Origin of the sequence: Kitasatospora sp. NPDC018058, assembly GCF_044327205.1 — a bacterium.
Classification (GTDB): domain Bacteria; phylum Actinomycetota; class Actinomycetes; order Streptomycetales; family Streptomycetaceae; genus Kitasatospora.
The window spans coordinates 1-23,746 of record NZ_JBIRFA010000068.1; the positions used below are offsets into that span (position 1 = coordinate 1).

The 23,746-nt window shown below is 72.1% G+C and carries 15 protein-coding genes and 1 pseudogene; 9 read left to right on the plus strand and 7 right to left on the minus strand.

The features are described 5' to 3' along the window. Nucleotides 1–257: 257 nt before the first annotated feature. Nucleotides 258–1,001 carry a LuxR family transcriptional regulator gene (locus ACH4E7_RS42325; RefSeq protein ID WP_396254560.1) on the minus strand — a complete coding sequence of 248 codons (744 nt, stop codon included), beginning with the start codon at nt 999–1,001 and terminating at the stop codon, nt 258–260. A 373-nt stretch (nt 1,002–1,374) separates the two neighbouring features. On the opposite strand from ACH4E7_RS42325, the gene ACH4E7_RS42330 reads away from it, so the two are divergent. From ACH4E7_RS42330 to ACH4E7_RS42370, 9 genes are all read left to right on the plus strand, one after another. Further along, on the plus strand, nt 1,375–1,695 hold the full coding sequence (locus ACH4E7_RS42330) for a phosphopantetheine-binding protein (RefSeq protein ID WP_396254548.1): 321 nt from the start codon (nt 1,375–1,377) through the stop codon (nt 1,693–1,695). 4 nt (nt 1,696–1,699) lie between these two features. After that, entirely contained in the window at nt 1,700–5,017 is a 3,318-nt protein-coding gene (locus ACH4E7_RS42335) for an amino acid adenylation domain-containing protein (protein WP_396254549.1), read from the plus strand. Continuing rightward, nucleotides 5,014–7,143 (plus strand): beta-ketoacyl synthase N-terminal-like domain-containing protein, encoded by a 2,130-nt coding sequence (locus ACH4E7_RS42340; protein WP_396254550.1) that lies wholly within the window; start codon nt 5,014–5,016, stop codon nt 7,141–7,143. The genes ACH4E7_RS42335 and ACH4E7_RS42340 overlap by 4 nt, the downstream gene beginning before the upstream one ends. Nucleotides 7,144–7,163: 20 nt before the next feature. Next, entirely contained in the window at nt 7,164–10,364 is a 3,201-nt protein-coding gene (locus ACH4E7_RS42345; RefSeq protein ID WP_396254551.1) for an amino acid adenylation domain-containing protein, read from the plus strand. After that, the gene (locus ACH4E7_RS42350) at nt 10,361–11,113 is read left to right on the plus strand and encodes a thioesterase II family protein (protein WP_396254552.1); all 753 of its coding nucleotides are present in this window, start codon (nt 10,361–10,363) and stop codon (nt 11,111–11,113) included. The genes ACH4E7_RS42345 and ACH4E7_RS42350 overlap by 4 nt, the downstream gene beginning before the upstream one ends. A 32-nt stretch (nt 11,114–11,145) precedes the next feature. Further along, entirely contained in the window at nt 11,146–11,334 is a 189-nt protein-coding gene (locus tag ACH4E7_RS42355; RefSeq protein ID WP_396238923.1) for an MbtH family protein, read from the plus strand. Nucleotides 11,335–11,364: 30 nt separating this feature from the next. Then, nucleotides 11,365–12,945 carry an amino acid adenylation domain-containing protein gene (locus tag ACH4E7_RS42360; protein WP_396254553.1) on the plus strand — a complete coding sequence of 527 codons (1,581 nt, stop codon included), beginning with the start codon at nt 11,365–11,367 and terminating at the stop codon, nt 12,943–12,945. A 252-nt stretch (nt 12,946–13,197) separates the two neighbouring features. Further along, a complete protein-coding gene (locus ACH4E7_RS42365; RefSeq protein ID WP_396254554.1) occupies nt 13,198–16,248 on the plus strand; it encodes a condensation domain-containing protein in 3,051 nt (1,016 codons plus the stop codon). An 8-nt stretch (nt 16,249–16,256) separates the two neighbouring features. After that, nucleotides 16,257–17,228 carry a TIGR03621 family F420-dependent LLM class oxidoreductase gene (locus tag ACH4E7_RS42370; RefSeq protein WP_396254555.1) on the plus strand — a complete coding sequence of 324 codons (972 nt, stop codon included), beginning with the start codon at nt 16,257–16,259 and terminating at the stop codon, nt 17,226–17,228. Between the two features lie 95 nt (nt 17,229–17,323). Here ACH4E7_RS42370 and ACH4E7_RS42375 read toward each other — a convergent pair whose 3' ends face one another. The 6 genes and pseudogenes from ACH4E7_RS42375 to ACH4E7_RS42400 form a co-directional block, all read right to left on the minus strand. Continuing rightward, nucleotides 17,324–17,956 (minus strand): glycosyltransferase, encoded by a 633-nt coding sequence (locus ACH4E7_RS42375; protein ID WP_396254556.1) that lies wholly within the window; start codon nt 17,954–17,956, stop codon nt 17,324–17,326. Further along, nucleotides 17,953–20,295, minus strand: a complete 2,343-nt coding sequence (gene fxlM / locus ACH4E7_RS42380) for a methyltransferase, FxLD system (protein WP_396254561.1) — start codon at nt 20,293–20,295, stop codon at nt 17,953–17,955. The genes ACH4E7_RS42375 and fxlM overlap by 4 nt, the downstream gene beginning before the upstream one ends. Before the next feature lie 35 nt (nt 20,296–20,330). Next, nucleotides 20,331–22,268: a phosphotransferase gene (locus ACH4E7_RS42385; RefSeq protein WP_396254557.1), complete on the minus strand. Its 1,938-nt coding sequence runs from the start codon at nt 22,266–22,268 to the stop codon at nt 20,331–20,333. Continuing rightward, nucleotides 22,265–22,600, minus strand: a complete 336-nt coding sequence (locus tag ACH4E7_RS42390) for a nucleotide pyrophosphohydrolase (protein ID WP_396254558.1) — start codon at nt 22,598–22,600, stop codon at nt 22,265–22,267. Before ACH4E7_RS42390 ends, ACH4E7_RS42385 begins: the two co-directional genes overlap by 4 nt. 3 nt (nt 22,601–22,603) lie before the next feature. After that, nucleotides 22,604–23,410, minus strand: a complete 807-nt coding sequence (locus ACH4E7_RS42395) for a class I SAM-dependent methyltransferase (protein WP_396254559.1) — start codon at nt 23,408–23,410, stop codon at nt 22,604–22,606. A gap of 46 nt (nt 23,411–23,456) precedes the next feature. Continuing rightward, a pseudogene (locus tag ACH4E7_RS42400) lies at nt 23,457–23,746 on the minus strand (MFS transporter); the annotation flags it as partial.

The following is a 23,746-nucleotide window of genomic DNA, read 5'->3' on the forward strand; positions in this document are numbered from 1 at the left end:
ATCAGACGGCCTCGGCCCGGCGGGGCTGGCGTAACTCATCGTGGCCGACGAACGGCTCGCGCGACTGGCCATGCACCCACCGGGACCGAGAGGTCGCAACCCTACCGAAGAGGGCTGCAGAAGGGATGGTCCTCTAATGAGCGCGGAGGCGCTCCGGCCGGCGGGAGGTCGGGAGCGGCGTCCTGGTTGCCGCCCGGAATCGGCCGGTACCCCGCCGGGCTCCGGCCGGACATGGGGAACCAACGTCGAGCGCCCACTCAGATGACCCCGGCCTGTAGGGCGTAGACCACGGCGTGGGTGCGGTTGCGCAGGTTGAGCCGGGTGACCACGCCGTGCACGATGCTCTTCACGGTGCGCTCGGAGTAGCTGAGCTTCGCGGAGATCTGCTTGGTGCTCAGGCCCTCGGCCAGTAGGCGCAGGACTTCGACCTCCCGGTCGGCCAGGCCGGCCAGGTTCAGTCCGACCGGCTCCAGCGCCTTGTCCCGGATCGCGCGGATCTGGGCGATGAGCGCCTGCTGCACGCCCGCCGAGGACTCCCGTCCTCCTGCGGCGGCCTCCTGGACGGCGCGCTTGATGTCGTCGAAACCGCTCTCCTGCCGGTGCAGATAGCGCACCAGGCCCAGGTCGATGACCCGCAGCATGTGGTGTTCGGGAAAATCGTTGGCGACCAACACCATCGGCAGCACGCTGTCCGGAGTTTCACGCTGGACCCGTTCCACCCGGGAGAGCATGTCACTGGTGATCTCGGTCGCTAAGACCAGGAGGACATCGGCGGGATGGCGCCAGGTCCAGTAGCTGGCATCGATGTCTTTGCACGAAGAGAGCCACCAGACGGCGCCCTCTCCGGTGACGGGATCGTTTGCCAGAACGGCCACGGTGACGGGTTTGGCGGCCTTATCGCTCATGGTCTTTCCCCCGGTCACGCGCAGGACGGAATTCCCCGCGGCCTTGCACATGGCGCCGGTCGCGCTCACCCCTGGCGCCGTCATGGTGCGCTGCATCAATCTCACAATCGTGAGACGGCCAACGGCGCATCAGGAGTTCACCGACCGCCGAAAGAGTAGCCCCCGGGCCTGCCCGTTGGGGCAGCCGGAACTGCCCGAAAGCGCAGCCGACGCCGCCCGGCAACCGCAGAAGAGCAGGTGGCACGGCCTGCCGCCGGCGATCACACACCATCCGAACGCTGACGGGAGTCTGTGCCGCCCCAACGTGCGACGCTCCCTGCCCCAAGGGGCAGGACGGCTTGCGTTCCCTCTCTCGTGCCATTCATCTTGGGACCGGTGCGACGCCCCGCTCACAGTGCGAAGGTCTCTGCAGCAGGCCCGAATTGAATCCCTTCCACCAATACTTCGGACAGAGAGGAAGCCTGCGGCCATGACCCTCCATGGGCATTCGACGGACAGCGCGGTACAGCAGCCCGAAACCCCTCCCGGCGCTCGTTCGCTGGACGAACTGCGGGCCGTCATCACCCGCATCTGGCAGGATGTGCTGCGTCTCGAAGACCTGACCGCCGACGACAACTTCTTCGAACTGGGCGGCCATTCGCTGACCGCCTCGCAGGTAATCTCCCGGATGTCGCAGGCGCTGCAGGTGGAAGTGCCGCTGGCGGCCTTCTTCGACCACCCCACCGTCGCCGAACTCGCCGCCTTCACGGCGGCGGCGCAGCAGGCCGGGGCGCAGACCGGTGTCCAGTAACCCGTTGCCCGGCCAACCCTCACCGCTGTCGGCAGCTCAGCAGCGGCTCTGGTTCTTCTGGCAGCTGCGCCCGGACAGCAGCGAGTACAACGTCCCCAAGGCCACCCGGCTGCACGGCCCGCTCGACCTGCCCGCCATGGAGCGGGCCGTCGCACGGCTGACCGAGCGACACAGCATGCTGCGCGCCACCTTCCCCCTGGTGGACGGCGCGCCGGTGCTGCGGATCGCGCAGGCCGTCACCGTGCCGCTGACCGTCACCGACCTGACCGACGTGCCTGCCCCGGCCCGCGAACGCGCACTGGCCGAGGCGGTGGACCGGCTGGCCCTGGCGGCGTTCGACCTGCGGGACGGCCCGGTGTTCCGGGCCGGGCTGATCCGGCTTGCGGCCGAGGAGCACGTGCTGGTGCTCGCCTTCCACCACATCGTGGTCGACGGCTGGTCGCTGGGCATCATCGAGCGCGACCTGGCCGCCGAGTACACCGCCGCGCTCACCTGCTTCGGCGAGGGCGCGCAGCCGCTGCCCTCCTCTTCCTACGACTACCGGGACTATGCGGCCGCCGAGCGGCAGATGCTGGCCGGCCCGCGCCGGGCCGAGGCCATGGCCTACTGGCGGCGGCAGTTGGCCGAGGCGCCCGCGCAGCTTCAACTACCCACCGACTGGCCTCATCCGCGCGTCCAGAGCAACGCGGGAAACGCCAGCTCCTTCCCGGTGTCCCCCCAACTCGCCCAGCAGGCTCGGGCCTTGGCTGCCGAGCAGCGGGTCACCAAGTTCATCGTGCTGCTCAGCGCCTACGCGGTGCTGCTGGCCCGGCTGGCCGGGGCCGAGGAGGTGGTGATCGGCGTGCCGGTCAGCGGCCGCACCACGCTGGAGACCGAAGGGGTCGTCGGGCTCTTCGTCAACATGCTGCCGCTGCGGGTGCGCCTGAGCCCCGGGCTGACCTTCGCCGAGCTGCTGCACCAGGTCCGCGACACCTTCCTGGCCGGTCACGAGTACCAGGACCTGCCCTTCCAGCAGGTGGTGGAGGAGCTCGCGCCCGAGCGGCTGACCTCACGCCACCCGATCTTCCAGAGCGTCTTCACCTATGAGGAGCTGGTCGCGGCCGAGTCCGGGATGCCCGGGCTGACCGCGAGCCCGGTGCCGATCCGGATCGAGACCGCGAAGTTCGAGCTGACCCTGCATCTTGCCTTCGGTGCCGAGCAGGCCGAGGGCTGGATGGGCTACCAGAGCGACCTGTTCGAGCCGCGCACCGCGCAGCTGCTGGGCGAGCGGTACGTGCGGCTGCTCTCGGCAGCCCTGGCCGCACCGGATGCGCCGCTCTCCCGGCTGCCCCTGCTGGGCGTACAGGAGGAGCGGACGGTGCTGGCCGGCGCGCTCCAGCCGCCGGCGCCCGTCACCGAGTGTGTGGACCGGATGGTCGAGCGGCAGGCCCGGGAGCGACCGACGGCGATCGCGGTGCGCACCGCGGACCGTGCCCTGTCCTACGCCGAACTCAACCGGCAGGCCGACCTGGTGGCTGCGCGGCTGCGAGCGGCCGGCGCCCGGCCGGGCAGCCTGGTGGCGACCTGTCTGCCGCGTGGCGCGGAGCTGGTGGTCGCCGAACTCGGCATCCTCAAGAGCGGCGCCGCCTATCTGCCGCTCGATCCGGCCAACCCTCCGGGCCGACTGGCCGCCGTGCTGAGCGACGCCGCTCCACTGGCCGTTCTGACGGACCGGCAGCACCGGCGGCTGCGCGAGGATGCCCTCGTCCTTGAGGACGTCCTCGCGCACAGCGACGCGCAGCCGGTGGCGCCCGAGCCCGCACCGCGAGCCCGGGCCACCGACCTCTCGTACGTCATCTACACCTCAGGCACGACCGGCCTGCCCAAGGGCGTGATGATCGAGCACCGGGCGCTGGCGAACCTGGTGGCGTGGCATCACCGGGAGTTCGGCCTGAGGCCGGGCGATCGCACCACGCTGATCGCCGCCCCGGGCTTCGACGCCTCGGCCTGGGAGATCTGGCCCGCACTGGCCGCCGGGGCCACCCTCGAAGTTCCGGACACCGCGACCGTGTTGTCCCCGACCGAGCTGACCGCCTGGCTGGTGGCCCGCGAGGTGACCAGCTGCTTCGTGCCCACCCCGCTGGTCGAGCGCATCGCTGCCGCCCCCTGGCCGGCCACCGGCGCCCCACGCTCGGTGCTGACCGGCGGCGACCGCCTGCACGGCATCGGGTGCCGGGAGTTGCCGTTCCGGCTGGTCAACAACTACGGCCCGACCGAGAGCGCGGTGGTCGCCACCTCGGGCACGGTCACCCCCGGTGTCCGTGACCGCGGTGCGCTGCCGGACATCGGCCGCCCGATCGCCGGCGTCGAAGCCTTCGTACTGGACGAGCAGTTGTGCCCGGTCCCGGTCGGACTGCCCGGGGAGCTGTATCTCGGCGGGGTCGCGCTGGCCCGTGGCTACCTGGGCCGGCCCGAATTGACCGCCGACCGCTTCGTCCCGCACCCCTACAGCTACGCTCCCGGCGCGCGGCTCTACCGTACCGGCGACCTGGTGCGCTGGCGTTCTGACGGCAGCATCGACTTCCTGGGCCGCAACGATCGGCAACTGAAGCTGCGCGGGTTCCGGATCGAGGCCGGTGAGATCGAGAACATCCTGCGCGCCCACCCCTGCGTGCGCGACGCCATCGTGGCGCTCGCGCCCGGCGGCCCGGACGGCGCCGAACCCGCCCTGGCCGCTTACCTCGTGCTCACCGACCCGGACGCGCTGCCCGACCGGGCCGAGCTGCACGAGCAGGTGGGACGCCAACTGCCCGGCTACATGCGCCCGCACGAGTACCGGGTGCTGTCCGCACTGCCGTTGACCGCCAACGGCAAGGTGGACCGCGCCGCGATCGCCGGGCAGGGGACGCTGCTGGCCACCCGGGCCGCGCCCGACCCCGGCACCCGCACACCACTGGAGCAGCGGATCGCCGCCGTCTGGGCCCGGGCGCTTGGCCACGAGAGCTTCGGCACCCAGGACAACTTCTTCGACATCGGCGGCCACTCGCTGCTACTGGCCGGCGTCCGAGCCGACCTGGCCGAGCAGTTGGCGCGCGAGCTGAGCATCCTCACGCTCTTCGAGCACCCGACCATCGCCGCACTGGCCCGCCAGCTGGACCGGGCTCCTGACCCCGCGGCACCCGCCGCTGCGAGCCCCGCGAACGATCCCGCCGGTGCTCGCCTGCGGCGGGGCACCGCCCGGCTGAAGGCGCTGCGCACACAAAACCGGCGCGCGGCTGCTGCTCGCATCCCCGACCCGGCCGCACCTCTCCCCGACACCACTGTTGGAAGGACTGACTCATGATCGACGCCGACTACGACAGTGGCAACGACACGCACTTGGCCATCATCGGCCTGGCCTGTCGGTTCCCGGGCGCCGCCACGCCCGAGGAGTACTGGGACAACCTGGTGGCCGGCACGGACTCGGTGCGGTCCTTCACCGCGGAGGAGTTGCGCGAGTGGGGCCACGACCCCGCCGCGCTGGACGACCCGCGCTACGTCGCGATGCACGGCATCGTCGACGGCGTCGGGGAGTTCGACGCCGACTTCTTCCAGTTCTCCACCCGCGACGCCACTGTGCTCAACCCGCAGCACCGGCTCTTCCTGGAGTGTGCCTGGGAGGCACTGGAGCGAGCGGGCTACGACCCGCGCGCCACCCCCGGCACGGTCGGCGTCTACGCCGGCGCGGGACGCAACGGCTACCCCGCGCTGGTGCAGGACCAGGCCGACCGGTTCCCCGGGGTGGACGACCTCGCGCTCACCATCGCCAACGAGCCCGAGCACCTGGCCACCCGGGTCTCCTACAAGCTCGGGCTGACCGGGCCCAGCATGGCGGTGCTGACGGCCTGTTCGAGCTCGCTGGTCGCCGTCCACGAGGCCGGCCGGGCACTGCTGGCCGGTGACTGCGACGTGGCGCTGGCGGGCGGGGTCACGCTGCGCCTGCCCCAGGCCGGCTACCGCTACCTGGAGGGCGGCACGATGTCCCCCGACGGCCGCTGCCGCACCTTCTCGGCGGACGCCAAGGGCATCGTGGGCGGCGACGGGGCGGGCGTCGTGGTGCTGCGCCGCCTCCAGGACGCGCTGGACGACGAGGACCACGTGCACGCTGTGATCCGCGGCTCGGCGGTGAACAACGACGGCCACCAGCGGGCCGGCTTCACCGCGCCCGGCGTCCAGGGCCAGCGCGAGGTGATCCGCCTGGCCCACGCGGCGGCCGAGGTGAGCCCCGCCTCGATCTCCTACGTCGAGACGCACGGCACCGGGACCCCGGTGGGCGACCCGATCGAGGTCTCCGCCCTGGCCCAGGCCTTCGCCCAGGAACCGCTGCCGGCCGGCTCGGTCCTGCTGGGGTCGGTCAAGACCAACATCGGTCACACCGACACCGCTGCCGGGGTGGCCGGCCTGATCAAGACCGCGCTGGCGCTGGAGCACGGGACCATCCCGGCCACGCTGCACTTCGCGGGCCCCAATCCGGTCATCGACTTCGCCGCCACCCCCTTCGCGGTGAACACCGAGTGCCGAGCCTGGGAGGCCACCGCGTCGCCGCGCCGGGCCGGCGTCAGCTCCTTCGGTATCGGCGGCACCAATGCGCACGTGGTGCTGGAGGAGGCACCGCGGGTTGCGGCGCCGACCGAGCCCCCGGGGCGCAGCCAGCTGCTGGTGCTCTCCGCCAAGTCCCCCGCCGCGCTTGCCGCGATGGCCGAGCGCCTCGCCGAACACCTGCTGAGGCGGCCCGCGTCGGCGTTGGCCGATGTCGCCTGGACGCTGCAGACGGGCCGGCACGCCTTCGCGCACCGCCGCTATCTCGTCTGCGCCGACCACGCCCAGGCCGTCGCGGCCCTCAGGGCTGCCGCAACGTCCGGGCCGGGGTCGGGCGACCCGGACCAGTTGCTCGACCGGCTCGGCGAGCCGGGGCTGCCGCAGGCCGAACGCGCTGCGCTGCTCGACGCCTTGGGGCGGCTCTGGCAGGACGGGACGGCGATCGACTGGGAGCGCCTGCACGGCACCGCGCGCCGTCGCCGGGTGCCACTGCCCAGCTACCCGTTCGAGCGTCGGCGTCATCTGGTCCAGCCGGAGCCCTTCACCGAGGGCCTGACCCCCTCTGCCGGGGTGGGCGAGGAGTTGGTGCCGCACATCCGGGGGATCGAGGACGGGGCCGCGCGGTCCATCGAGGACCGGCTCGCCGTGCTCTTCGCCAAGGTGCTGGGCGAGAGCGACGACCTCGTCCAGCGGGACTTCTTCGAACTGGGCGGCGACTCGCTCACTGCCGTGCAGCTGTTCTCGCTGGTCGAGGACGAGTTCGGCGTGGCGCCGCCGCTGGAGGCCATCTTCGATGCGCCCACCGTCCCCGAATTCGCTTCCGTTGTCGTTGAGTTGCTCACCACCCTGCGGGCCACCGAGGCAGGCAGCAACGTCCGGGGGACCTCGTGACGCACACCGGGACCCCACAGGTGGATCAGCAGGCGGCGGCTGCCGCCAGGCTCGCGCCGACCTCCTTCGCCCAGCGACGGCTCTGGTTCCTGGACCACTACACCGGCGGCAACAGCGCCTACAACCTGGTCTCCGCGCTGCGCCTGCGCGGCCCACTGGACGTCGGTTCGCTGCACCGCTCCCTGCAGCACCTGGTGGACCGGCACGAGAGCCTGCGGACCACCTTCGAGCTGGAGCACGGTGAGCCCCGCCAGCGGATCGCCGCCGAGCTCCGGCTCGCCCTGTCGGTCACCGACCTGCGCGGCACCCCTGCCGGTGGGCGCGTCGCGCAGGCCACCGCAATGGTCGAGGCGGACGCCCTGCGCGAGTTCGACCTCGCCCAGGGGCCGCTGATCCGCACCAGCCTGCTGCGGCTGGACGACGAGGACCACGTGCTGGCGGTGGTCTGCCACCACATCATCAGCGACGGCTGGTCGATGGGCCGCTTCCATCTGGAGCTGTCCGCTCTCTACTCCGCCTGCCGAACCGGTGCGGAACCACACCTTCCGCCGTTGCCCATGCAGTTCGGCGAGTACGCGGAGCGCGAGCGGGCCGCGCTGCTCGGCGAGCAGGCGCAGCACGCGCTGGCCCGGCTGCGCGAGCGGCTCGCGGGAGCACCGGCGGTGCTGGAGCTTCCGACCAGCTTCACCCGCCCGGCCGTCCAGGGCTTCGGCGGCGGGACCTACGACCTGGCCCTGGACGCCGGATTGTGGCAGCGGGTGCTGGCCACCGCGCGCCGGCACCGGGTCACGCCGTTCATGACCCTGCTCTCTGCCTTCGCCCTGCTGCTCTCCCGGGTCTGCGGCACGCAGGACCTGGTGATCGGCAGCCCATCGGCCGGGCGGACCAGCTCCGCCGTCGAGCCGCTGATCGGAATGTTCGTCAACACTTTGCCGTTGCGGGTCGACCTGTCCGGCGATCCCAGCTTCGCCGAGCTGCTGCACCGCGCCCGCCGCACCGCCCTGGCCGCCTTCGCCGACCAGGGTGTGCCGCTGGAGCGGTTGGTGACGGAGCTCCAGCTGGACCGCGCGACCAGTCACGATCCGCTCTTCCAGACCATGTTCGCGCTCCAGCAGCCGCTCACTGTGCCGGAGTTGGCAGAGCTGGCGGTGGAGGTGCTGCCGGTGCGGCCGCCGACCACCTTCACCGACCTCTGGCTTGAGATCCGCCCGGTCGAGGACGGCGCGCTGGCCACCTTCCGCTACCGGAGTGAACTGTTCGACGAGCCGAGCGTGGCACGGATGGCCGAACAGTTCCACAACCTGCTGACCGCCGCCCTCGACGATCCGCAGATCAAGGTCGGCGAGCTCTCGCTGCTGAGCGAGAGCCAGGCCGAGCAGACCCTGTACGAGTGGAGCCGCAGTGCCGAACCGTACCCGTGGGACGGTCCGTTGCACGAACGGATCGGGCGCCAGGCCGTCCGTACCCCTGAACGCACCGCCGTGACCTTCGAGGGCGCTGCGCTGAGCTATGCGCAACTGATCGAACGGGCGGAGCTGTTCGCCGCCCGGCTGGCCGGGGAAGGCGCCCGGGCCGGGGGCGTGGTGGCGCTCTGCCTGCCGCGGGGACTGGACCTCGTGCCTGCGGTCCTGGCCGTGCTGCGCGGCGGCGGTGCCTACCTGCCGCTGTCCCCCGAGGACCCGCCCGGCCGCCTGTCCCGGCTGGCGCAGCTCTCGGGCGCGAGCCATGTGCTGACCACCGCCGAACTGGCCGAGGCCTTCAGCTCGACCGGGCTGCCGGTACTGGCCGTCGACACTCACGTGGTCGATGCCCTTCCGGTGCCCGAGCCGGCCCGGGTGGCCCCGGACGACCTCGCTTACGTCATCTACACCTCCGGCTCCACCGGCGAGCCCAAGGCGGTGGGCGCGCTGCACCGCGGGCTGGCCAACCGGGTCCACGCCCTCCAGGACTCCCAGCGCCTCACTCCCGCCGACCGGGTGCTGCAGAAGACCCCGTACACCTTCGACGTGTCGGTCCAGGAACTGCTCTGGCCGCTGACCGTCGGGGCCAGGCTGGTCATGGCCGCACCCGGCGGGCACCGCGACCCCGGGTACCTGGTCGATCTGATCGAGCGGGAGGCGGTCACCACGGTGCACTTCGTACCGCCGATGCTGGAGGCCTTCCTCAACGAGCCCGACTTGCACCGGTGCGCTTCGCTGCAGCGCGTGTTCTGCAGCGGTCAGGCGCTGCCTGCCCAGCTGGTGGACCGCTGCCTGAGCCGGCTGCCGGTGCGGCTGTCCAACTTCTACGGGCCCACCGAGGCCTCGATCGAGGTCACCGAGTGGCAGTGCCCGCCCCTGGACGCGGCCGAGCCCGGCGCCGCCCGGCAGGCGCGGGTGCCGATCGGACGGCCCATCGCGGGCGTGGAAGTCTACGTCCTGGATGAGCAGTTGCGCCCCGTCCCGGTCGGCGTACCCGGGGAGCTCTACCTGGGTGGGGTCGCGCTGGCCCGCGGTTACCTGGGCCGGCCCGAACTGACCGCCGACCGCTTCGTTCCCCACCCCTACAGCCGCACCCCCGGTGCGCGCCTGTATCGCACCGGCGACCTGGTGAGCTGGCGCGCCGACACCACCATTGACTTCCTGGGCCGCAACGATCACCAGCTCAAGGTTCGCGGCCTGCGGATCGAGCCCGGTGAGATCGAGAACGTGCTGCGCGCCCAGCCCGAGGTGCAGGACGCGCTGGTCACCACCACGCCCGCCGCCGCCCCCGGCGCCGAGCCGGCCCTGACCGCCTACCTGGTGCTGGCTCAGGACGCCCCCACCACGGCAGAGCAGGAGTCGCAAACCTCGGCCCTGCGCGAGCGGCTGCGCGACCAGCTGCCCAGGTACATGGTCCCCAGCCACCTGCTCGTGCTGCCCTGCTTCCCGCTCAACTCCAGCGGAAAGGTGGACCGAGCGGCGCTGCCGCTGCCCGACCGGGATTTCGGCATCGCCAGTCAACTCGTAGGACCGCGAGACGAGTTGGAGCGGTTGCTGGCCGAGATCTGGAGTCAGGTGCTGGGCCGGCCGGGCACCGGGGTGGACGAGGACTTCTTCGAGATCGGCGGCGACTCGCTGAAGAGCATCCAGGTGGTCCATCGCGCCCGCGAGGCCGGGCTGAGCCTCAGCGTCAGCCAGCTCTTCCACCACTCCACCATCGAGGAGCTGGCGCGGCGCCTGCGACAGGAGATCCCGGGGTGAAGAACCGCTGGCTGCTGCGGTTCCCACCGCGCCCCGAAGCGCGGGTGCGCCTGCTCTGCCTGCCCGGCGCCGGGGCCGCCGCCGCGATGTACCGCTCCTGGCACGAGCTGCTGCCGGCGGAAGTGGAGGTCTGCGCCGTCCAGCTGCCCGGTCGCGGCGCCCGGCTGCGCGAGCCGCTCCACACAGCGATGGATCCACTCGCCGACGCGCTGGCCGATGCGGTGCTGGCCGAGCCCGCCCTGCCGACGGTGGTCTTCGGGCACAGCCTCGGCTCGGTGATCGCCTTCGAACTGGTCGACCGGCTGAGGGATTCGACGACCCACGCTCCCGTTTCGCTGGTGGCGGCCGCGCACCGGGCCCCACGGCTGGGCAGCGCGGGCCTGCCGTACCACCGACTGCCGGACGCGGACCTGGCCAGGGTCATGGTCGGGCTCGGCGGCACGCCCGAAGCGGTCCTGGCACGGCCCGAGTTGATTCGGCTGGCCGCGCCCTCGATCCGGGCCGACTTCGAACTCGACTACACCTACCGCTACCGGCCGCGTCCGGTGCTGTCGATCCCGGTCAGCGTCTTCGGCGGCCTGAGCGACTCCACCGTCACCGAGCCGGAGCTCGCCGCCTGGCGCGAGCACACCAGCGGCGAGTTCAGTCTGCGGATGCTGCCCGGCGACCACTTCTTCGTCAGCGGCCCCAGCGGCGTCGACCTGCTCAGCCGGCTCGCCGCGCAGTTGCTCGGCGCACCCATCCGCTGACCCCGTTCACCTCCGAAAGAGAAGGACACGACATGTTCGAGGACGGCGACGACCGTCAGTACCTCGTGGTGCGCAACCACGAGGACCAGTACTCCCTGTGGCCCGAGGGCCGGGAGGTGCCGGCCGGCTGGGAGGGCGTCGGTGTGACGGGTGACAAGGCCACCTGCCTGGCCCACATCAAGGAGACGTGGACCGATCTGCGTCCCCTCAGCCTGCGCTAGCCAGCCCTGACGAGAAGTGGGAAAACTACCGTGCAGCCAGAACTCTGCCTTCACCGGATCTTCGAGCAGCAGGTCGAGCTGCGGCCCGACGCGCCTGCGGTCTCCGACGACGAAGAGGAATTGACGTACCACCAGCTCAACGAGCGGGCCGCCCGGCTGGCGGCGGCGATCCTGCGCGAGACCTCCGGGCCCGGCGTCCGGGTCGGCCTGCACCTGCGGCGCGGTAACGCCGTGGTGGTGGCGATCCTGGCCGTGCTGAAGGCCGGCTGCACCTATGTGCCGCTCGATCCCTCCTATCCGGCCGAGCGCGTGCAGTACATGGCTGACGACGCGTCGGTGGAACTGGTCCTGACCGACGCCGGCGGCGAGGCCACCGCCCCGGCGGCGCAGCGCGTGCTCGGCATCGATGCGAGCCTGTGGGCCGAGGACGCACCTCGGGCCGCCGAGGTGGCGGTGACGGCCGACGCGCCGGCTTACGTCATCTACACCTCGGGCTCCAGCGGCACGCCCAAGGGCGTCGAGGTCTCGCACCGCAACGTCACCGCGCTGCTGGCCGCCTGCGCGAAGGTGGTGGAGACCGACAGCAGCGACGTGTGGACGCTCTTCCACTCCTACTGCTTCGACTTCTCCGTCTGGGAGTTCTGGGGTGCGCTGGCCCACGGTGGCAAGTTGGTCGTGGTCTCCGCGCAGGCCGCCCGGTCTCCCGAAGCGCTGCTGGAGCTGCTCGCCGCCGAGCGGGTGACCGTGCTGAACCAGGTCCCGTCCGTCTTCCGCTACCTCTCCCGAGCCGGCACGGCCCCGGGATCCACCGACGGCGCCCGGGCGGTGTTCTCCCTGCGCTACGTGATCTTCGGCGGCGAGGTGGTGGATGTCGACGCGGTCCGCGAGTGGCGCCAGGTTCACGGCACGGCAACGGCGTTCGTCAACATGTACGGCATCACCGAGACCACGGTCTTCTCCACCGGCCGGCAGCTGCTTGCGGCCGAGATCGACGTGCCGATCGGCTCACCGGCGCCGCCGGGAGCCGCCGACCCCTCGCTCAACATCGGCCTGCCGCTCGACGGCTTCGAACTCGCCGTGCTCACCGCGCAGGGCGCGCCGGCCGCGCCCGGTGAAATCGGTGAAATCTACCTGGCCGGGCCGCAGGTGGCCATCGGTTACCTGAACCGCCCGGAGCTGACGGCCGAGCGGTACCCGGTGCTGGCGCTGCCGGGACAGCAGCCCCGCCGCTACTACCGCAGCGGCGACCTGGCCGTGGTCCGGCCCGATGGTGCCATCGAGTACGCCGGGCGCGCGGACGACCAGGTGAAGGTCAACGGCTACCGGATCGAGATCGGCGAGGTCGAGTCGGCCCTGCGCACGGCACCCGGTGTGGGTGACCTGGTGGTGGTGCCCACCACCAGCCGGGTCGGCGAGCGGATGCTGGTGGCCTTCTACACCGCCCCCGTGGACAGCACTCCGGACGACGGCCTGGCCGACCGCCTGACCAGTCACGCCCGGGCCGCCCTGCCCGCCTTCATGGTGCCCGGCCGGTTCGTCCGGGTCCCCGCGCTGCCGCTGAGCCCCTCCGGCAAGACCGACAGGCGCGCCCTCGCCGAGCAGCTGCGCTGAGAGGGTCTGCGAGTAGGGGACGGCGTCGCGGCGCCCGGCTCCCTCCCCAGCCGTCGGCGGGGAGTTGCCCCCACGGGCGGCCTCCGCGCAGTCGCCAATGCTCCCCATGGACTCCTTCCCGGCCTTCGGCCGGGAAGTGCCTCCGTCATCGGCGCCGCGCGGACCCGTCCCGCGGCAGCCATCGGCCGCTCGCATGCCGGCTCGCCTTCCACCCCTACTGGCAGACCCGCAACCAACATCCAGGAGGTCCCGATGGACCAGGCCGCGTCCACCACGCCACGTCCGGCGACCCAACTCCCCCTGTCGGTCACGCAGGAGGCGATGTGGGTGACCTGGCAGCGCGATCCAGCCAAGTGGGAGCACATCCTGCCGCTCGCCCTGGCGGTCGAGGGCGAGTTGGAGCTGCCCCGCCTGCGCGCGGCCGTGGCCCAGCTGCTGCGCCGCCACCCGGCCCTGCGGGCGCGGGTGCGGCGGAGCACCGAGGGGATGTGCCTGGACTGGTCAACGACCGCCGAGGACGCCGTCCCGGTCAGCGTGCGGACGGTGACCACGTCGCGGGCGGCGGCCCTGACGGCGGCCCAGGTCCCGTTCGACCTGGACGCCGGCCCGCTGACCCGGGTCGAGGTGCTGACCGGGGTGGACTGGACCGTCCTGCTGGTCACGGTGCACCACATCACCCTGGACGGCACCTCGGTGCCCATCTTGCTGGAAGACCTGCGCCGGGCCTACGCGGGCGAGGAGCTGGCACCGCCGGCCGACCTCGCACCGCTTCTCGAGCACGCCCGGTGCTCCCGGGAGGCGGCCGAGGGCGAACGCGGCGAACCGCTCCGGGCCTACTGGCGCGAGGCGCTGGCGGAGCTGCCGCCGGCCCTGCTGCTGCCCGAAGCGGCGAGCGGCACCAGCGGCGATGGTGCGCCGCCCGTTCCCTTCGCCGTCGATGCCGAGTTGACTCTTCGGGTGCGTGAACTGGCCCGGGAGCTGGGCGTGTCCTACTTCACCGTGATGCTCGGTGCCCTGTTCATCACGCTGCACCACCACACCGGCAGCAGCGACCTGATCATCTCGGCTCCCTACCACGGCCGTTCGAACAAGGCACTGAACGACCGGGTCGGCTTCTTCGTCAACGTCCTGCCGTTCCGTCAGCGCATCCGCCCCTCGGACAGCTACGCGGACCTGCTGCGGGAGCTGCGCTCGACCGTCCGCGCGGGTCTGCGCCACGGTAGCCTGCCGCTGCCCAGTATCCTGCGCAGCGCCGACCTGCTGGGCCCCGCCGGGCGCGACCAGAGCCACCAAGTGGTCTTCGAGTACTGGAACTCGGCGGGCGAGGTCGGACTCGACGTCTATGACTTCGAACTCGTCGGCGAGCGAGCCCGCTGCTCGGTGCGGCTGCTCGACTCGACCGACGTGGCCGACTACCGGCTCACGGTGATGCTGACCGAGGGCAGCAACGGCAGCCGGATGCTCTGGAAGGACGCGGTCGGCTCGGTCGGCCCTACCGTCACCGCCGAACTGGCGCGCGACTACCTGGCCGTGCTGGCCGACCTGGTCGCCGCGCCGCGCCGCACCCTGGCCGAGGCGGCTGCCCTGCTGCCTGCGGTCACGCACGCGGTCGCCACACCGGGCCTGTCCACCCGAGCAGTCGAGAAGCCGTCCGCCACCGCCGCGACCGTCGCCGAGGTCCGCGCCATCTGGACCGAGGTACTGCGGGTGCCCGACATCCTGCCCGAGGACTCCTTCTTCGAACTGGGCGGCCACTCCCTGATCGCCGCCACCCTGCTGGCCCGGATCAACGAGCGTCTGCGCGTGGAACTCACCGTCCGCGAACTCTTCAGCCACCCCCGGCTCGTCGAGCTCGCCGATCTCGTCGACCGGCAGCGCGCCGTCCCGCCGCCGGCCGTTGCCGAGGTGCCGGTGCACCACGACGGCGCGTGGGGCCGGGTCTTCCCGGCCGCCGGCTTCCAGGAGGGAATCTGGCTCGCCGAACGGCTGGACCCCAGCCACGCGAGGTACCACATCCCTCTCTTCTGGCGCGTGGAGGGGGCGTTGGACCCGGCGCGGCTGCGTGCCGCGCTCGCCCTGCTCGTCGCCCGGCACGAGATCCTGCGCACCCGGTTCGTCGACCACGACGGTCGTCTCTTCCAGGAGGTCGGACCCGCCTGGGAGCCAGAGCTGGCGCAAGCGGAGCCGGGCGTCGCGAGTGGCGCCGAAGAGCAGCAGTGGCTGAACACGTGGTCCGAGGCCGCCGCCGGCACCTTCGACCCGGCCGCCGGACGGCTGTTGGCGGCAGCCCTGGTCACCCTGCCGTCCGGCGACCGGCTGCTCGCCCTGTGCATCCACCATCTGGTCGTGGACGGCGAGTCGGTCCCGCTGTTGCTGCGCGAGCTGGAGCTCTGCTACCAGCAGAGCGGTGATGCGGCCGCGCAGCTCCCGCCGCCGCGCCAGTACCGGGAGTTGGTCCACTCCCAGCAGGTCGGCACGGGCCGGGCGCGGGCGACGGCGGACCTGGCTTACTGGTCCGACCAGCTGGCCGGCGCCCCCAGCACGCTCGGACCGAGTACGGCCGTCGACCTCGCCGGCCGGACCCCCGGCAGCACCGTACTGCCACTCGCGACCGACCTGACGCAGCGACTGCTACGGGTCCAGGACCAGTGGCAGGCCTCGCAGTTCATGGTCACCGCGACGGCACTGGCCGCCGCTCTGCACCGCTGGTCAGGTCGGCCCGACCTCACATTCGGCGTCCCGGTGGCCAACCGGGCGGGCGATGCCTTCGACGAAGTGCTCGGCCCGTGCCTGAACACCGTCGTGCTGCGCTCGCGGTGCGCGCCCGACACCACGCTCACCGACCTGCTGCGGGCCACGCGGGAGAGCGTGATCGAGGCATTCGAGCACCAGAGCGCACCTTTCGACGAGGTGGTCCGCCTGCTGCGGCCGGCGCGCACCGCCGGCCGTACCCCCTATGTCGACTGCATGCTCAACAGCGTCGGCACCGCCCGCTGGTCGGCCACGCTCGGTGCGGCCCGGCTGGCCCCGCTCGACCACGGCCTGCAGAACGAAAAGACCAATAAGTTCGGCCTCACCGTGACCTTCAACCAGCGTGAGGACGGGCTGCTGGGCACCCTCGCCTACCGGAGCGGATTCCTCCGGGCCGATGAGGCGGTGGAGCTGGCCGCAGAGCTGGCCGACCTGCTGAACCGCTTCGAGGAGCTGGGCGACGAGCCGGTCCTCTCCGCGCTGCTGACCCCGGTACCGGCCCCGGGCCCTGGTGCGAACCCGATGCCGATCCCGACGAGCGAAACGAGCTGACTTCCCATATGCGAAACTTCCGCTTCGGCGTCAACCTGGTCCCCACCGTCGGGCCCCGGCAGTGGTCGCAGAGTTGCCGCACCGCCGAAAGCCTCGGATACGACGTGATCGCGGTCCCTGACCACCTGGGTGTGCAGTCCCCGTTCCTCGCCATGGTGGCCGCAGCCGCGGCGACCGAACGGGTGCGACTGACCACCTACGTCCTCAACAGTGCCTTCTGGAACCCGGTCCTGCTGGCCCGCGACCTCCTGAGCGCCCACGAGTTGACCGAGGGCCGGGTGGAGGCCGGGCTCGGCACCGGCTATGTGCGGGCCGAGTTCGAGAAGGTCGGCCTGGACTGGGGCACCGCCGGCACCCGGGTCGGGCGGCTGGCCGAGACCGCAGCCGCGCTGCGCGAGCTACTGGCCGACCCGCGCGCCCTCGGCTTTCCCCAGCCGAGCCAGCCGGGCCCACCGATTCAGCTAGGCCAGCCGGGCCAACCGATTGAGCCAGGTCAGTCGGGCCGGCCGACCCAGTCGCCGCCGCTGCTGATCGGCGGCAACGGCGACCGGGTGCTTCGGCTGGCCGCCCGCCACGCGGACATCGTCTCCTTCGCCGGCGCCGTGCTCGCCGCCGGTTCGGCGCGCGGCACCCTGCAACTGATCGACGCCGAGGCGCTGGACGGGCGGGTGGCGTTCTTCGCCAACGAGGCCGGCCCGCGCGCCGCCGAGCTGGAACGCAACATCCTGGTCCAGACGGTCGCCGTGACCGAGGACCGCCGAGCCGCCGCGCAGACCATGCGTCGCCGCATCCCGTACCTCACGGCCGAACAGATCCTGGAGGTCCCCACCCTGCTGATCGGCACCCCCGCCCAGATCGCGGAGTGTGTACTGGCCCGCCGGGAGCGCTACGGCATCTCCTACGTCTGCGTGCAGGAACGCGACATGGCGGCCTTCGCCCCGGTCATCGAGCTGCTCCGGCAGTTCGACGCGAAGAAGTGACGGAGCCCATAGAGGGGTCTGTACGAAGAACGGCTCTGTCCCGTAATCGGTGGTAACCAAGGGTGACCGGCATCGTTGGCATGGTGTGCGAGATGTCAACGAGCTTGTGAGCGAATGTTTTCAGGGTTGTCGGCGCTGGTGGTCGAAGGTGTGGCGAGCGAGTGTGGCGTGATCCGGGTGACCGTGCGGACCCGGGATGAGACGACGCCCTCGGTCATGCTGGTGATGGTGCCGGGGCGGCCCGGGTCTCCGACGCGCAGCCGGGGTACCCAGCGCCGCGGGGTGGTGGTGTCATCCGGGCCGGTCAGGCGCGGTTGCACGTAGGCGGCTTCGGGGTGCTGCTCGGCCTCGGCGACGAGCCGGGCGAGCACGTCCGGCTGCGGGAAGGAGGCGTCGTTGTCCAGGAAGAACAGGTAGTCAGCCGGCGGGTCGAGCTCGGCGAGGGCGCGGGCTCCTTCGTTGCGGTCACCGGGGATGCCGAGGTTCTCGGCCAGGACGACGGTCATGGCGCCCGCCGGGACGACGTCCGGTGTGCAGCCGTTGCCGACGACGCAGATCCGCACGTCGATGCCGCGCTGAGCGAGGAGCGTGGCCTGCGAGGCGTTCTCCTCCTCGGGGCGGTCGTTCATGGTCAGCAGGACGACGTCGACGATCGGGTGCGACACCCGGTTCTCCTCTCCTGCCGGGCTTGTGCCGCCGAACGGTGCGGGGCGCTGGTCGCCGGTCATCCGGCGCTCCGCGAGACCAGCTCGGCGGCCGCCGGGTGCAGGGGAGCGCCAGGGTCGCGCCATGAGAACACCAGGCGGCTGAACTGCTTCTCCAGGACGTGGCCGGTCGGGAGGTTGCCGTCCGGGGCCGTGGCGGGGTGGACGGTCAGCTGGGGGTAGCCGTGGCCGCGCACGTGCTGGTCCCAGAGGCGGACGGCGTTCGCGAGCTGTTCGGCGAGGGCCGAGCTCTGCTCGCCGAAGGCGTGGACGACGAACTCTGCCCGGCGCTCGGGCGGGGTCTCGCCGTCCCGCACCCAGACGTAGGTGAGGTAGGCCAGGCAGCCGTCGCCGAGCACGGCGGGTGCGTTGTCGCCGCGGGTGAAGGCGGTGATCCCGGTGTCCTTGTCCTGGTCGCCGGCGAGGCGGCAGAAGCCGGGCACCGTGGTGGCCAGGTAGAGCTGCAGCGTCTCGAAGGACTCCCCGCCGGCGACGGTCACGCCGGTGCGTACCTCGTGCCGCGGGCCGCGCAGCGCCTCCTCGAGCCCCGTGGTGTCGCCGGCCGGGCCGTCCTCGAAGTGAAGCCGCAGTTCACCGTCGGCCAGGTCGACGACCGGGGTGGTGCGGCCGTTCTGGCCGAGGTCGCGGACGAACCCGCAGTACGTCCAGCCCGTCGCGTGCAGCACGTCACCGCGGCGCTCGAACGCGATCGCCCGGGTGTAGCCGTGAATTTCCAGCGGGACCACGAGCGTTGCGCCTTCGGTGAGTTGCTGCCGCCAGGCGGGGGCGATGTCCCAGACGTTGTGGGTGATCACGCATCCGTCGAATCCGCCGCGGGGCACATGCCGTGCGGGTGCGCCGAGCGCTCCGTCGCCTTGCAGGGCCAGGACGCGCCCGCTGCCGGCCTCCGCGGTGAATCGCCGGGTGCGGTGCACGACGTACGGGTCGATGTCGACGGTGACCACCTGCCCGCCCGCGCCGACGACGTGCGCGAGCAGCTCCGCGTTGTAGCCGCCGGATCCGATTTCGAGCACGGCTGCGCCGGGCTCCAGCCGGAGCTTCTCGATCATGTCGGCCTGCAGCCATGCTGCGGACACCGAGCTGGTCGCCCGTCCGTTCTCGTCCCAGCGGGTGACGACGGCCAGGTCGTCGTCGTAGGCGGTCGCGAGGTCTTTCTCCGGCGCGAACCTGTGGCGGGGCACCGTGCGCAGCGCGCTCTGGACGGAGGTGGAGGGTGCCCAGCCGGCCGCGATGACGGCGTCGGCCATCCGGTGACGCAGCCGGACGGCCTCGGCGGGTTCCCCGGGCACGGGCGGCTGTCCGGCGGCGGTGGGGTAGGAGTGGATCGCCGGGAGGTTGGGGATGACGCCGGGCCAGATTGCGTTCAGGGCTTGCGCGGCCGGGGTGAAGAGATCGCCGAGGCAGGCCAGGGCGTGGAGGTTGTGCCACTCCCACCGGTCGAAGAGCTGTTCTTCCGGGTTCGACAGGGTCCCGCTCCAGGCGCTGACGCGGACGACGGCGGTCAGCCGGGGAACGCCGTGGCTGCCGTCGGTGAGCATGGTCACCACGGTGGCGTCGGTGGTGGTGGCGGCAAGTCCGGTCTCTTCGGCAAGTTCCCGTACCGCCGCTTCCTCGAAGCTCTCCGAACCGTTCGTTTTCCCGGCGGGCAGTTCCCACATGTTCCGGCGGGAGCGGCCCAGCAGGACCCGGCCGGCATCGTCGGTGACGACCACCACGGCTCCGGTGAGGGCGTGGCCGGTGGGCGGGCGCTTCTCGACCGCCCTGGTGTCGGTGTGGCAGGGGCCGCGCAGGACGAGGACCGCGAGGTCGTCCGCCGCCAACCGCTGCGTCTCCTTCCACCCAGTGGTGAGCAGGCTGATCTCGTCCTCGTCGAGGGCGATGTCCCGCTTGTCGGCCGGGGTGTGCTCGACCGTGGGCGTGATCACCACGAGCGCGCCGCCGGGCCGCAGCCGTTCCCCGAGGGCGTGCAGCACCCGGGTCCGGTCGCCCAGGAACGGGTACATCAGGCGCAACGTGATGAGGTCGTAGCCGTCGTCGCTCAGCTGTGCCGGGTCGTCGCGCTCGATGTCCAGCCGCAGCCACCGCACCCCTTCGATGTGGCCGTGCTCGGCCCGGGCCCGCTCCACCGCGCTGGCGGCGAAGTCCACGGCGTCCACCGTGTAGCCGAGACCCGCGAGATACGCGGCCAACTCCCCGGTGCCGCAGCCGACGTCGAGCGCCCGCCCGCCGCCCTCGGGCGCGGGGGTGTGCTCGGCGAGGAGCGCCCGCTCGCTGTCGCCCAGCGGCCGATACCCCCGGCCGTCGGCGTAGTGCTGCTCCCATTCCTCAAGGGCATACGCCACGTGCTGCTCCTCTGGTCGGTTGGTGGTGGGGGTGGTCACGGGCGGTTGGTGGCGCGTAGCTGGGCTAGGGTGCGGCGGCCTCGTTCGACGAGCTCGGGGTCCCCGTTGGCAGTGCCGTACTGGATGCCGGAGACGGCGTCGAGGACTCGGTGGACAGCGAGGTGCTCTTCCTCGGCCGCCGAGAGCTGCCTGCCGTAGCCGGCCATCACGGCCTCGTAGAGGTCCGGTCGTCCGGTCCAGGCGTCGGACAGGCGCACGAAGTCCCGCACGGCGGGGCCGGGTTCGGCGCGCTCGAAGTCGATCACGTACAGGCTGCCGGTGACTTCATCCCACCGGAGGTTCCGGAGCTGGAAGTCACCGTGGGTGGGCACCAGGTCGAGGGCGGGGAGCTGCTCGGCCCTCTTGGCCATGGCGCGGATGTAGTCCTCGTCGCCGGGCGCGAGGTGGTCGCGGACGCCGGCCAGGTGCCGCTCCAGCTTCCCCAGCGCCGCCTGCGCCCCGTCACCCGGCCGCGCGGGAGCGCTGTGGTGGATCGCGGCCGCGAGCGCCCCGATCCGGTGGAAGATCCGCCGCTGCTCCTCGGGCGGGTGGACGGAACCGTGCAGGGACTGGCCGGGCACCGTGGTGATGATGACGACCCGAAGCGTCGGGTCGGTGGCCACCAGGCGGGGCGCGGCCGGACCAAGGGCCGGCACCCAGGTCCGGTAGGCGGTCACCTCCCGGTCGTGGAAGCGGTCGCTCTGGTGGACCTTCACGAACCACTCGCCGCCATCGGCGCCGCGGGCATGCCACACACGGCTGCCCTCCCGCGCCCAGGAAGTGTCGGTCCAGGCGCTGACGCGCCCAACCGCCTGTTCGGTGAACTCCCGCACCTCCCGGTCGGGCACGCCTGACGCCGCGTCGGCGGAGAGCACCGGGCGAAGGCGGTCCGCCGTGGGGTCGAAGGCGATCGGGTCGCCGGGCTGCTGGAAGTGGACGGCGAACGGGCGGCCGGCCTGGTAGGCGTCCAGTCCGGCCCGGCAGTAGGCCACCATCGGGGACGGCAGGTCGGCGAGCGGGAACCAGCCCATCGCGTCGCACACGGCCGGCTCCATGATGCGGGGGTCGCCGTGCCAGTGCCGGACTTCGAAGAAGACCCCGATCCGGGCGCCGCCGGCCGGGCTTCGGTGGTGCACGGTGACGGCGTGGTGGACGTCGGCCGGGTCGACGTCGACGCCGGTCTCCTCTTTCGCTTCGCGGATCAGTGCCTGAACGATGTCCTCGTGAGGTCCGTCGTGGTGCCCGCTGGGCAGGTGCATGAGGCCTGAGGCGTAGACCTGTCCGGCGCGGCGGGAGAGCAGCACCTCGGGGCCGGCGGCGCCGTCCCGGCGCAGGATGAGGTGGACGTCGACGGGTTCCTGGTGGCGGAGCGGCGTGGGCGCGGACTGGCTCGGGGGAACTGGGGCGGTCTCCTCGCTGAGGGGCCCTGCGTGGTGCTCTTCTCCTGGCGAGAGCGCGGCCCGCAACTGTCCGGCGATCCGGGCGGTCTCCTCGGCCGGCACGTTGAGCAGCCCGGCGCTCTCCCACAGCAGGGAGGCCGTCTGCTGCTGGTCGTAGGGCACATCGGGCGGAAGCGCCGCCACGTGGATGTGGACATGGCTGTTGCCGCTCTTCGAGCCGAGGCTCTGCAGGTAGATCCGCTCGGTCGGCACGACCCGCTTGAGCGCCGCCCCGGCGCGGTGGACGAGGTGCCAGAGCTCGGCGGACTCCTCCTCGGTGAAGTCGCCGATCACGTCCTCCCAGTGCTGGACCGGGGCGACCAGCAGCTTGCCGAGCAGGGTCGGGTACCGGTCCAGGAACACCACGTGGTGCTCGTCGCGGTAGACGATCTCGTGCCGGAATTCCGGGTCCCCGGCCAGCATGCGGCAGATGAAGCACGGCCCGGTCCGGGCCCGCTGCGCGTACGCCTGCTCGTCGAACTCGACCCGCTTCACCGCGTCGCCCCTTGCTCCCGTTCGCCGGTGATGGACTCCTCCAGCTGCCGCATGGTCATGGTGAATTCGGCTTCGAGGTCGATGCCGTAGAGCTCGGCGATCACGACGACGGACCACAGGCAGTCCGCCAGCTCGTGTCCGAGGCCGAGCCCTGGGGGTGCCGGCCGGATGCCGTCGGCGGCCTGGGTGAGCTTGGCGAGGTCGCCGACGTCGCCGACGAAGCCGAGCACGAAGTCGTGCCGCGACCAGGTGCGGCCGTGCTTGGCCAGGTTGAGCTTGTCGTAGAGGCCGTGGACGCGCATGGCCCGCTTGGTGATCTCGCTGAGTTCCACCGGTCAGTCTCCGATCAGCGGCAGGGGGCGGCGGGCGAGCAGGACGGTGAACACGGCGTCCTCGCTCAGGGCACCGTCCACCGCGTGGCGGCTGAGCAGGCTCAGCGCCTCGGTCTGGAAGGCGGCGTGCCGCTCGCAGAACGGGTCGGGCGCGGCGAAGGAAGTGCTGTCGAGGTAACCGAGCACCTGCTTCGGTGTCCATCGCCGCGACACTGGCAGGGAGCGCTCCTCGACGCAGGAGAACGGGGAGCCCGCGAGGACGTCTTCGTACCGCCGGCGCGGCCGGGTGTAGGTGCCCTCCGTGCCGGCGCGGCGCTCGGGCCCGAGATAGGTCTGAATGAGCTCGCGCAGGGCATTGGTCCAGGCGGACCTGGCGGTCCACAGGCTGCCCTCGCCCATGACCGCGACGGCCGCGTCCGGTGCGGTAACCCCGTCCAGGAGGCGCAGGACCTTCTCCTGGCCCATCCAGTGGAACGCCCGGGCGGCCGTGACCAGGTTCGCCTGGTAGCCGGGGTATGGGGCGGTGAAGTCCTCGGCCAGGCAGTGGTGCACGCCCAGCGGTGTGTCTCCGAGGTGTGGACGGAGCACTTTCTCGGCTTCGGCGATCATCTCCAGGTCGGGCTCGATGATGTCGATCCGCGCGAAGGCCTGGTGGACGGCGGCGGGGACCTGTCCGGTGCCGGTGCCCAGGTCGAGCAGCACCGGGTTGGGCGTGGTGCGCACGGTGTCTGTCAGGAGCGTGGCGGCGGCCTCGGGCAGGCCGGGCCGGAAGGTGCGGTAGGCGCTGGCGGCGCCGGGGAAGAGGGGCAAGTCCTTGGCTCCAGGTCGGTTCGGGCCGGTCGGAGGTGCCGGCGGGTCAGGGCGCGGGGGCGCCGGGTTCGCCGGCGGGCTCCATAGCGGGGGCGGGCTGCGCCGGGAGCGCGGGCGCGGCGCCCGGGGCGGGTAGGGCGGCCAGGTGGCGGACTGGGGAGCGCCACAGCATCCACGCCGGGACGGCCAGCAGGCACGTGATCGCGGTCAGGGCCGGGCGCAGGCCGATAGCGGCGCCCGCGACGCCGGCCAGGAGCGCGGCCAGTGGGCGCAGGCTGAACGCCAGCCACATGCCGCTGGACTGGGCCCGGCCTTGCATCTCGGGCGGGGTGATCA